The organism is Gracilimonas sp., assembly GCF_035704785.1.
In the GTDB taxonomy this organism is placed as follows: domain Bacteria; phylum Bacteroidota; class Rhodothermia; order Balneolales; family Balneolaceae; genus Gracilimonas.
On record NZ_DASSWP010000188.1, the window covers coordinates 1 to 9,977 of the forward strand.

At 41.3% G+C, this 9,977-nt stretch carries 16 protein-coding genes; 8 read left to right on the plus strand and 8 right to left on the minus strand.

Features of this window, described 5'->3' with window-relative positions; translation table 11 throughout:
* Positions 1–237: hypothetical protein (locus VFM80_RS10930; RefSeq protein WP_395071865.1), on the minus strand; the 237-nt coding region annotated here is incomplete at its 3' end.
* A 144-nt stretch (positions 238–381) separates the two neighbouring features.
* Here VFM80_RS10930 and VFM80_RS10935 point away from each other — a divergent pair.
* The 6 genes from VFM80_RS10935 to VFM80_RS10960 all read left to right on the plus strand — a co-directional run bounded on the left by VFM80_RS10935 (position 382) and on the right by VFM80_RS10960 (position 3,714).
* Positions 382–1,224, plus strand: coding sequence for a restriction endonuclease (locus VFM80_RS10935; RefSeq protein ID WP_395071866.1), 843 nt, complete (start codon positions 382–384; stop codon positions 1,222–1,224).
* A 63-nt stretch (positions 1,225–1,287) separates the two neighbouring features.
* The gene (locus tag VFM80_RS10940) at positions 1,288–1,947 is read left to right on the plus strand and encodes a CDGSH iron-sulfur domain-containing protein (protein WP_395071867.1); all 660 of its coding nucleotides are present in this window, start codon (positions 1,288–1,290) and stop codon (positions 1,945–1,947) included.
* A gap of 115 nt (positions 1,948–2,062) precedes the next feature.
* A complete protein-coding gene (locus VFM80_RS10945; protein ID WP_395071868.1) occupies positions 2,063–2,440 on the plus strand; it encodes a DUF423 domain-containing protein in 378 nt (125 codons plus the stop codon).
* A gap of 46 nt (positions 2,441–2,486) precedes the next feature.
* Entirely contained in the window at positions 2,487–2,831 is a 345-nt protein-coding gene (locus VFM80_RS10950) for a hypothetical protein (protein WP_395071869.1), read from the plus strand.
* Between the two features lie 93 nt (positions 2,832–2,924).
* Complete coding sequence (locus tag VFM80_RS10955; RefSeq protein WP_395071870.1) at positions 2,925–3,353, plus strand: hypothetical protein; 429 nt, start codon at positions 2,925–2,927, stop codon at positions 3,351–3,353.
* Positions 3,354–3,357: 4 nt separating this feature from the next.
* A complete protein-coding gene (locus tag VFM80_RS10960) occupies positions 3,358–3,714 on the plus strand; it encodes an MmcQ/YjbR family DNA-binding protein (protein WP_395071871.1) in 357 nt (118 codons plus the stop codon).
* A 12-nt stretch (positions 3,715–3,726) separates the two neighbouring features.
* On the opposite strand, the gene VFM80_RS10965 is transcribed toward VFM80_RS10960, so the two are convergent.
* On the minus strand, positions 3,727–4,035 hold the full coding sequence (locus VFM80_RS10965; RefSeq protein WP_395071872.1) for a DUF6787 family protein: 309 nt from the start codon (positions 4,033–4,035) through the stop codon (positions 3,727–3,729).
* A gap of 183 nt (positions 4,036–4,218) precedes the next feature.
* On the opposite strand from VFM80_RS10965, the gene VFM80_RS10970 reads away from it, so the two are divergent.
* Positions 4,219–4,833 (plus strand): MIP/aquaporin family protein, encoded by a 615-nt coding sequence (locus tag VFM80_RS10970; protein ID WP_395071873.1) that lies wholly within the window; start codon positions 4,219–4,221, stop codon positions 4,831–4,833.
* On the opposite strand, the gene VFM80_RS10975 is transcribed toward VFM80_RS10970, so the two are convergent.
* The 3 genes from VFM80_RS10975 to VFM80_RS10985 form a co-directional block, all read right to left on the minus strand.
* Entirely contained in the window at positions 4,820–6,220 is a 1,401-nt protein-coding gene (locus tag VFM80_RS10975) for a sensor histidine kinase (RefSeq protein ID WP_395071874.1), read from the minus strand. The genes VFM80_RS10970 and VFM80_RS10975 overlap by 14 nt on opposite strands.
* Positions 6,217–6,918: a response regulator transcription factor gene (locus VFM80_RS10980; protein WP_395071875.1), complete on the minus strand. Its 702-nt coding sequence runs from the start codon at positions 6,916–6,918 to the stop codon at positions 6,217–6,219. Before VFM80_RS10980 ends, VFM80_RS10975 begins: the two co-directional genes overlap by 4 nt.
* Positions 6,919–7,003: 85 nt before the next feature.
* On the minus strand, positions 7,004–7,372 hold the full coding sequence (locus VFM80_RS10985) for a four helix bundle protein (protein WP_395071876.1): 369 nt from the start codon (positions 7,370–7,372) through the stop codon (positions 7,004–7,006).
* A 95-nt stretch (positions 7,373–7,467) separates the two neighbouring features.
* Between VFM80_RS10985 and VFM80_RS10990 the strand changes: the two genes are divergently transcribed.
* A complete protein-coding gene (locus VFM80_RS10990) occupies positions 7,468–8,265 on the plus strand; it encodes an SDR family oxidoreductase (RefSeq protein ID WP_395071877.1) in 798 nt (265 codons plus the stop codon).
* Positions 8,266–8,338: 73 nt separating this feature from the next.
* Here the strand turns inward: VFM80_RS10990 and VFM80_RS10995 are convergent, their stop codons facing one another.
* The 3 genes from VFM80_RS10995 to VFM80_RS11005 form a co-directional block, all read right to left on the minus strand.
* Positions 8,339–9,259 (minus strand): DUF58 domain-containing protein, encoded by a 921-nt coding sequence (locus tag VFM80_RS10995; RefSeq protein ID WP_395071878.1) that lies wholly within the window; start codon positions 9,257–9,259, stop codon positions 8,339–8,341.
* A gap of 43 nt (positions 9,260–9,302) precedes the next feature.
* A complete protein-coding gene (locus tag VFM80_RS11000) occupies positions 9,303–9,629 on the minus strand; it encodes a helix-turn-helix domain-containing protein (RefSeq protein ID WP_395071879.1) in 327 nt (108 codons plus the stop codon).
* Between the two features lie 66 nt (positions 9,630–9,695).
* On the minus strand, positions 9,696–9,977 hold a 282-nt coding region (locus VFM80_RS11005), incomplete at its 5' end, for an HRDC domain-containing protein (RefSeq protein WP_395071880.1).

The following is a 9,977-nucleotide window of genomic DNA, read 5'->3' on the forward strand; positions in this document are numbered from 1 at the left end:
ATTCAGGTTCATGCCCCAATCTTTAAATCTGCCCCTGCTAAAAATCCCAATGGCTAATAAGCCCAGAAATAATTGGATCGTATGGTGCTCAACAGCATATACCCAGCTGCTTTTTTCTAAAACATGTTCAGGCAGGTCAAAACTATCAACAAAAGAAAAACCATCAATCAACCATTTGAATGTATAGTAAATGATAACAACAGCAATAACCGGAATCGTTTTTTTGGCAAAATTCATTACTCCATTATTAATTACGTTTTTATTTATGGACCTCCTTACACGAAGAGTTTTTTTCTTGGTTTCAACTACCGAAAAAAACACATTCCTTTTGAGATTTGATTACACTTATTAAGTATCGCAAAATCATTTAAATAAATTTGAATGAACTCATTTGAAGTCGTAAAAGCTACCGGTGAGCGGGAGAAATTCAAGCTTTCAAAGCTGAAGCGTTCCCTGTCCAATGCCGGAGCTCAGCCTGTCGTAATAAATACGGTGATCAATCACCTGGACGAAAACGGATATTTTCGGGATGGAATCAGCACAAAGAAAATTTACCGGGAGGCATATCGGGTGCTTAAGCAAAGCTCGAAACGGGTAGCCGGACGGTATAAACTGAAAGAGGCTTTGCTTGAAATGGGACCCTCAGGATATCCGTTTGAGATGCTTATTGCCGAAGTTTTTAATCGACTTGGATATTCTACACAGATCGGAACCGTTGTGCAGGGACATTGCGTGTCTCACGAGATCGATGTAATTGCAGAAAGTGAACAAGATGTTTTTGTGGCTGAGTGTAAATTTCACAACCGACAGACTCGTCATTGCAATGTAACTATTCCCCTGTATGTTCAGTCCCGCTTTGAAGACGTTAAGCACCGGTGGAATTCTGAAAAAAAGTATCATTCAAAAACAAAATATGGGTACCTCATCACTAACACGCGCTTTACCGATGATGCCATAACATATGCCGAGTGTAAGGGAATGAAGCTCTTAAGCTGGGACTACCCGGAAGCTCAGGGATTAAGAGTCCTTTTGGAAAAAACTCAGATCCATCCTATAACCGTGCTTTCCAGCTTAACCAAAAAGGAAAAGAGCGAATTACTAAAAAGAGATATTATTCATTGCCAGCAAATTTTTGATGAACCAAATATCATTGACCCATTTCGCTTTAACCATGCTAAGAAAAGCAACATCCTGTCTGAAGTAGATTCATTGATCGAATCCTAAATCGCTTGGTTTGATGAATCCGCTTCATTATACTCATGCGAATCTCAAATACATCTGCTTATCATGAAAGAAAAAATCCTTCCCTATTTCACAGAAGAAATCAAAGTAACCTGGGATAAAGAACGCTGTATTCACGCTGCTGAATGTGTACGGGGACTTCCAAAAGTATTTGATCCTAATCGTAAACCCTGGATAAAACCTGAACTGGCTTCAGTAGATGAATTGACAGAAGTGATCGAGCGGTGCCCAACCGGGGCATTGCATTACGAGCTTAAGGACTCTGATAAATCTGAACAACTGCCCGAGCAAAATGTGATCACTATCAAGAAAGACGGTCCGCTGTACATTCACGGGGAAGTAGTGATCAAAGACCTCAACGACAATGTGGTGCTAAAAGATACCCGGGTAGCCATGTGCCGGTGCGGGAAATCCAAGAACAAGCCATTGTGTGATAATTCACATATCGAGGAAGGATTCAAGGCAGATACATCCTATAATGTGGAGCGCTTGCGAACGGAGCCTGTTAAAGGAAAAGGTGGCGAGTTGTCGGTCACCTTATATGAAAATGCACCTTTTCTAGTAGAAGGAAATTATGACCTGGTGGGAGAAGAAACCGGCCGGGAAACCTGCAGTAAGAAGATGAGTTATTGTCGTTGCGGAGAGTCTCAAACCAAGCCGTTTTGTGATGGTTCGCATAAGAAAATTGATTTTGTTTCTGGTTGATGGTGGTTATTCGTTATTGGTGTAATCGTTAATCCGGTATTTATTAACTTACAAAGGTTATTTTGACCCTTTTTCCCAATAACGAATAACCATTAACGAATTCACGAACCACGAAATGTCCAATCCAAAGATCATAATTGCCATTGCCGCCATCCTGTTAGCACTTGCCATTGCGGCCGGTGCTTTTGGCGCCCACGCACTCAAGAATGTACTTAGTGCTGAACGTCTGGAAACCTGGCAAACCGCCGTTCAATATCATGCATGGCATGCGCTAGGGTTGATGCTCATTGCCCTGATCGGCATTCAGTTTGACCTTGTGATCACCTGGCCGGCTTCTTTGATACTGGCAGGAATTGTAATCTTCTCCGGAAGCTTGTATGTGCTCTGTTTATCCGGAATTGGATGGATGGGGGCTATTACTCCCATTGGTGGCGTTGCTTTTATAGTCGGGTGGGTTTTATTCGGTATACAGATTTTTAAAAGTAACGGATAAACAATTTTTTCTGCCTCGCGTAGTTTTTTGTTATAGATCTAATACCATGAAAAACTTTTGCTACTATTTGTTATTGGTTCTCCTGCTTTTAGTTTCAGGATGTGATTCCTCCTATGAAGGAACTGTTATTGCCACACCCCACCCACCTGAGCTGGAAATACTAAATGACACAGATAAACCGGTTTTTTATTTGGTTATTGAAACGGAAGAAAGCCACTTGATTGATTTAGCTGATCCCTGTGAAAACTTTCGACCAAATCTTCCCCCGCAAAGTACAATTACTATACCCTACGGGCAGATTGCGGGTATGAACAAGAATGCTGAATCTGTTTGGTTTATGTGGACTGACTGCCAGGGTGAATCAGGATCCAGGACCATTAAACTATATTAGCTGATCACTTAAACCGTAAAAAGAATAAACTATCTGTGTTTTACAGCCTGCTTTCTTCTGATTAGCACTACTAATTCATTCGCTCAAAATGAAGTGCTTCGCGAACAAAACTCGCTTTACGGCATTTCTGAATTCGGGGTTGTCGTTAACATTGAAAAGCCCAAACAATTAGAGGAAGTTTCAATACGGGTTGACAGCGTCCGTTCCTTACTGCTGGAAAAGCTCAGGGAGCTTCCCATTACTATTTTAGATTACGAAACCTTACAAGAATCCGATCAGTATCCCATCCTGTATTTGCACATCAATATTAGGAAGGCTATATCGGACATATATCCTTTTACCGCTGAAATGAAATTCTACCAACCGGTTAAGCTTCCACTCAACAACAACATTCAAACTATGGCTTCAACCTGGCATAACAGCATCATTGGGTTAGTTACACCTGATCTTATAAACTATATTGTTGCGCGTTCTGCTAATCTGGCGGTTAGCTTTCGCATTGATTACCAAAATGTAAATTGAACTTATGCACATTGAAGCATTCTACAACTATTGCCATTCCCTGCCCGGAGTTACGGAAAGTTTTCCTTTTGGGAAAGAAACCTTGGTCTTTAAAGTGATGGGAAAGATATTCGCGCTCACTGACGTAGATAGGTTTGAGAGCATCAACCTGAAATGTGATCCCGTCAGGTCTTTGGAATTAAGAGCTACCTATGATGAAATAAAGCCCGGCTATCACATGAATAAAAAGCATTGGAACACAGTAAGTGCTAAAGGAAGTCTTGAAGATGAATTTATTTTCGAACTCATAGAACATTCTTATGATCTGGTCGTAGAGAAACTTTCACAAAAAGAGCGGAAGTTATTAGCTCAACAAAATTAACTGTGTGCCTGTTTATAAACTGGATTTCCCGGGTGTAAAGCGACTCATCATTTTCTTAAAAAAGCGCCAAAAGAAATCAAATTGACCAAACAAAGCCGCATACACAAGAAGCAGAATGTTATAGACAGGGAAAATAGTTAACAGCCAAATTATGGTTTTAAACCAGAACGGATCACCGGCCTCAACTCCTATTAGAGGAAAGATCAACCGGCGGGCAAACAAGGATGTAAAACCCGTGATACTAAAAACAATCAGGATCATTAAGATCTGCCAGTTGCTTTCAATACCCCAGTGATTTTTTAATTTTTTTAGTAATTGCATGAAATAAGTTTTATTTATCTAAAAATATCCTTTTTATAAACTTATATGAAGTTAAATAGTTAGATATTTACAGACATTTTTTTACAATTTATGAAATTGGCTTCTTGCTATTCCTAGTTGCGGCAAGTAGTTTCAGCAGCTGGAAGGACAGCCGGAGATTAATTGGAGACTAACATACAGGGTATGCGTTCATATATTACAGAGGCAATAGGAGCCTTTTTTCTCGTTTTAGTTTTTGGCTTTACGGGAGATCCGCTCGCTATTGGCTTAACATTAATGGCTTTAGTTTATGTAGGCTATCCGGTTTCCGGTGCCCATTATAATCCGGCTGTTTCCCTTGCATTTTTCTTAAAGCGGGAATTAAGTGCGTCTGATCTGTTGGGATATATTCTTAGTCAGCTAATCGGTGGTTTCTTTGCAGCTTTTGTGATCTATTTCTTATCAACTTCTGTTTTTTATGTTGAGCCTCCTTCCGATACAGGACTCTATCAACAAGTTTTCTCCGAAGTATTTTTCTCCGCTATTTTTGTAATGATAATGATGATCCTTTCTCTTTCCACCCTTCACCGAAAAAACCAACTTGTGGGTTTAATAGTCGGACTGACATTTACCGGAATGTTAATGGTTAGTACGCCCATATCCGGAGGTATATTAAATCCTGCTATTTCTATAGGCACGGCTCTATTTGATCTTGTGAAAGGGGGAGACTCTTATATTCATTTGTTGCTGTATACTCTAGCCCCCTTATGCGGTGGTGCCTTAGCAGCATTCTCCTTTTCTTATTTTAAGCCGAAATAGGCAGGGTAAAATAAAAACGACTGCCTTTGCCAACCTTGCTTTCTACTTTTATATCACTTTGGTGAGCATTTAAAATGCCCTTAACTACCGATAATCCCAAGCCGGTGCCACCTTTGTCTCGTGAGCGCGCTTTATCCGTTCGATAAAAGCGGTCAAACAAACGATCTAAATGCTCTTTTCCAATTCCAGGGCCTGTATCTTCAACATATACTTCTACAACTTCATCCTTTTTCTCAAGGCCAATGGTCACCCTTCCTTCCAATGTGTATTTTATGGCATTTGAGATAAGATTATCAAGAACTTGTTCTAACTTATCCGGGTCCGCATTAACTTTGCAGGAAGTAATATTCCTCGTCACGAGCTCCAATCCCTTCTTTTGGGCAATGGGCTGATAAGCATGCTCTGCCTCTTTTACTAACTCTTTCAGATCAATTTTTCTTCGGTTGATAAAGCTTTCATCAAAATCATATCTCTGTAATGTTTTGATATCTTCAAATAACCTTGCCACCCTTTTTATCTGCTTTTGAGCCGTATTCATGTACTGCTTTTTCTTTTCGGGTGGAAGTTTTTCCAGCTCCAGCATTTCTAATGCTCCAGATATGGTGTGCAATGGGTTTCTGACTTCGTGCGTGATATCGGCAAAAAACTGGCTTTGCTTCTCATTCAGCATTTTAAGTTTTTTATTATCGGCCCGGAGCGTACTTGCCATGTGATTTAGCGAATCGGCTAGGGTTCCGAATTCGTCGTTCCGTTTCAGATCTATCTTACGGTCTAAATTACCGCGAGCGATGTCTAAAGCCGCAGAATTCAGTCTAAGTATTGGAGCAGCAATATATCTTGCAAACAAAAAACTAACGATTATAACCGCCCCAATAGAGAAAAACATCCCCGCATAAATAATATGCCGGATGCTGGCTGCCGCTGCATAATATTCGCTCTTATCCTGACTTACTCGCAAATACTGAGCTGTATTGTCCGACTCTTCGAGATCAACATAAGCGATTAGCTTTTGTGACTCTTCGCTGTTTTGAATGATGGGTGTGCCATCACTCCGCTCCAGCTCTTCCATCAAGTTGTTATTTAAATATGCTTGTACCCCTCCAAAAGCCTCGTCCGGAAAAGTTAAAAAACGAACGCCATCTTTATCATACACAGCCATTTCATATCGGGAAAGTTCTGCCTGACGCCGGATCTTTTCATCAAACTGATCATCATTTTTAAAGCTGCTTGTAGTCAGAGCTAAAGAGCGCACATCTCTTTCAAACTGCTGTTCTCCTTCTTCAAGTAAAAAACTACGGATAGTCAGAATAGAATATGCACTTATCGTGATGATCCCGATGACCAAGAGAATGATGTAGGTCCATGCCAGTTTGGAGCGAATCTTCATGCGTGAAGGAATTCTTTGTTGAATCCATATCCCACCCCACGGTAGGTTTTTATAAGCTTACCCTCATCACCCATTTTCAGGCGTAGATTCTTTACATGCACATCAACCGTACGGTCAAATACATACTTTTCCTCATCTGAGATCTTCTCCAGGATCTGCTGACGACTATACACCAACTTTGGGTTTTGAAAGATCATCTCCGCAATGGTGTATTCAGTATGTGTTAAATCAACCAGGTCTTCATTGATATACATCTCTTTGGAATCAAGATCGACATATACTTTACCATACTGTATCCAATTACTTTTTTCCGGAGAGCGACGGCGCAATTGAGTTTCTACATGGGCCTTCACGAGGTTTAAACTTGCCGGTTTTTTGATATAATCATCAGCCCCGAGCTCTAATCCTTCAATTTCATCTTGTTCTTCGTCCCGAGCAGTTAAGAACAGAACAGGAATATCATAGATTACGGGATGTTGTCGAATCTGCCTGCAAATATCTTTTCCATCATGATAGGGCACCATTATATCCAAAATAGCTAAATGGATGTCGTTGGCATTATCCTCAATATATTCGAAAGCTTTTTTCCCGTCTTTTGCCCAAAGCACCTCGTAATTATTCAATTCCAGAAAATTGCCCAGCATTTCGCCCGACTCTTCTTCGTCTTCCACTAAAAGTATGGTGTGTTTATTGCTCATCGTGTAGGTTTTGCGTGAAGGTGTTTATGCGTTACGGTGTTTGAAGTAAATATAGCAAGCAGTTGGCAGTAAGCAGAATGCAGTTTTAAAGTGTGAATTTTTCCGGGGAATGTATCATGGCACCCAACATCTTGCCAACTTCTTCATATTTTTGGTTAAAATACGAATGTTGTTCATTATTGATATACCCGCAATCGAGAGCAAAATCAATCCAAACCAAGGTTTCCGAGCATTCAGCATCTGAATCGCTCAATTTACTTACAAAATGTTTAGGGTATTGACGTTTACGAAATGCTTCAGCAATATTTGTTGGGATTGATCTTGAAGATCTTCGCACCTGATCTGTAAGTGAATATTTTTCTTCTGCAGGAAAATTCTTAGAAACCTGAAAAACTTCCATTGCCAACTTATATGAGAGTTGATAAACTTTTAAATCTTTAAAACCCTGATACATATTGTCTGCTTTCTGCCTTCTGCTTTCTTGTTATATAACAAAAACTGTTCAAAAAGAATCAATTGATTAACTTCAGCTAAAAATAGTACATCACCATGAATTACCAAGGAAAAACCATATGGATCACAGGGGCTTCTTCAGGCATTGGAGAGGCGTTTGCAAGGGCTTTTTATAAAGAAGGTGCAAATCTGATCCTTTCTTCCCGCAGAGAAGATGCACTTTTAGAAGTGAAGGATAGTCTTGGAGGTGACACTGAGAATGTAAAGATCATCACGCTTGATCTTACGGATACCGAAACCTTCACAATGAAAGCCAAAGAAGCGATTGGCACATTTGGACAGATCGATGTGCTGATCAATAATGGCGGTATTAGTCAGCGTTCAATGGTATTGGAATCTGAGATGAGCACTTATCGGCGGCTTATGGAAGTAAATTACTTTGGAGCGGTGGGACTCACCAAAGAAGTACTCCCTCATATGGTTGAGCGACAATCCGGCCATATAATAGTAACCAGCAGCGTAGCAGGAAAGATCGGAACTAAATTCCGATCGGGATATGCAGCAAGCAAACATGCCGTACAGGGGTTCTTTAATTCACTTCGACAGGAAATGTATGAGCATAATATAGCCGTTACTTTGCTTTGCCCGGGATTTATCAAAACAAATATCAGCAAAAATGCACTGACCGGTGACGGTTCCAAATTCGGGGAAATGGGGGATGCCCATTCCAAAGCTATGACGGCCGACGAAATGGTAGCGAAAGTGATGCCTAAAATTAAAGCCCAAAAAGAAGAAATCTATGTTACCGGGTTTAAGGAAGGACTGGCTATTTGGGTTCAGCGAATTTCACCGACCTTGTTGAACAAGATCCTGAAGAACCAAAAAGTGACTTAGGTTCGCTATTCGTGTATTCGGTAATGGTTTTTAATTTGCCGGTTACACTAATAACGATTAACCATCAACGAAACTACCCCAATCTTTTACGCTTGGTAAGGTAGGACAATAAAGACTGATCAAAAGGACTTTGGGTATCCATCTCTTCAAAATCGATCTCGAACTCGCTGCAGGCCATTCGGAATTTCTTGGTGTATTCGGCTACTTTCTCCTGGTAGTCCTTTCGAACCTGGGCAGGAAGTACTTCTACTTCATCTCCTAATTCCATGTCTTCGAATACAAAGCGCCGGTCTGGGAAATCCAGGTCGCGTTCACTTTTTTTCTCCAGCACGTTGAAAAGCAATACCTCATGTTTTCGATGGCGAAGGTGTTTTAAGGCTGAGATCAATTCCTCATGTTCACCTGCATTTTCAAACAGATCGGTGATAATTATCACCAAACTTCGGTGATTCAATCGCTCTGCCACTTCATGAATAGCCTCGGCTGATGCCGTCTTCCTACGTTCAGCGTCTTTTTTATCCTCACGGATCAGCTCCCGTTCCAGTTCAGTATAAATTTGCCTCAAATGGGCGTAGGTTGACTTAGCCGGGATGAATGCATCGATCTTGGAGTTGAAGGGGATCAGTCCGCAAGCATCTCGCTGACGATGCATCAGATACATCAATGAAGCCGCGTAATGAATCCCATATCGCAATTTACTCCACTCTGCAAAATGTTTGAACTGCATGGATGAGCTAGTATCAAGCATGATATAGGAACGAAGGTTCGTTTCCTCCTCATACTGCTTTACATAGAACCGCTCCTTTTTGGCATACACCTTCCAGTCTATGTGTTTGAAATCATCGCCGGGATTGTAGGGTCGGTGCTCCGCAAATTCCACACTGAATCCGTGAAACGGGCTTTTATGCAATCCGGATATAAAACCCTCCACGATCTTCTTCGCCCGCAATTCAAGCGAGGATAATTTGGACAGTATGCTTGGTTCTAAGATCATGTATCAGAGTACATAAATTATTGCAGAAAAGCGCACAAGCCGATCATTCCTTCTCGGCCGCTTCATTCGCCATAAAATAAAGCTGCATGATCCGGATCTGATCATATCCGATCTTCTTATTCATCCGGTCGTATACTACTTTCAGCATATGCGAACCTTTCTCGTCAAACACCTTGATGATCTCATCCTGTTGCCGAAGTGACAATGAAGTGGCCTCGGTGATTCCTTCCAGCCTGAGCTCATTACCCTCTTTCAGATAATCTTTAAGGTGATTCAGGATCGTGACTTCCTTCACCCCGTGTTCTTCCGCGAGATGTGCAATGGACTGTCCGTCATTAAACGCCTTCCCGATCTGCTGGTGTAATTCCACGCTCTCCAGCTCCTCCACTTTTTCCTTTAGCGAATCTTCTTTGGCCTCAATACCATGCTCGGCCGTTTATTTTTTGATCACCCCGATAAATGCAGAACCGTATTTCTTCAACTTCACATCACCTACTCCATACAGCGGTAGCAAGTGCTCTTTGTCTTTGGGAAAATAGTAGGCCATTTCCATCAAAGTAGTATCCGGGAAAATGGTGTAGGGAGGAATGCCTTTTTCATCAGCCATATTCTTTCGCTCTCTTCGCAGGATCTCGAACAGATCTTCATCATACTGAGCTTCAACCTCGCTGGTTACACGCGCCGCTTCTTCGGTGCTCATGGCGGTCGCGGTCCGGTC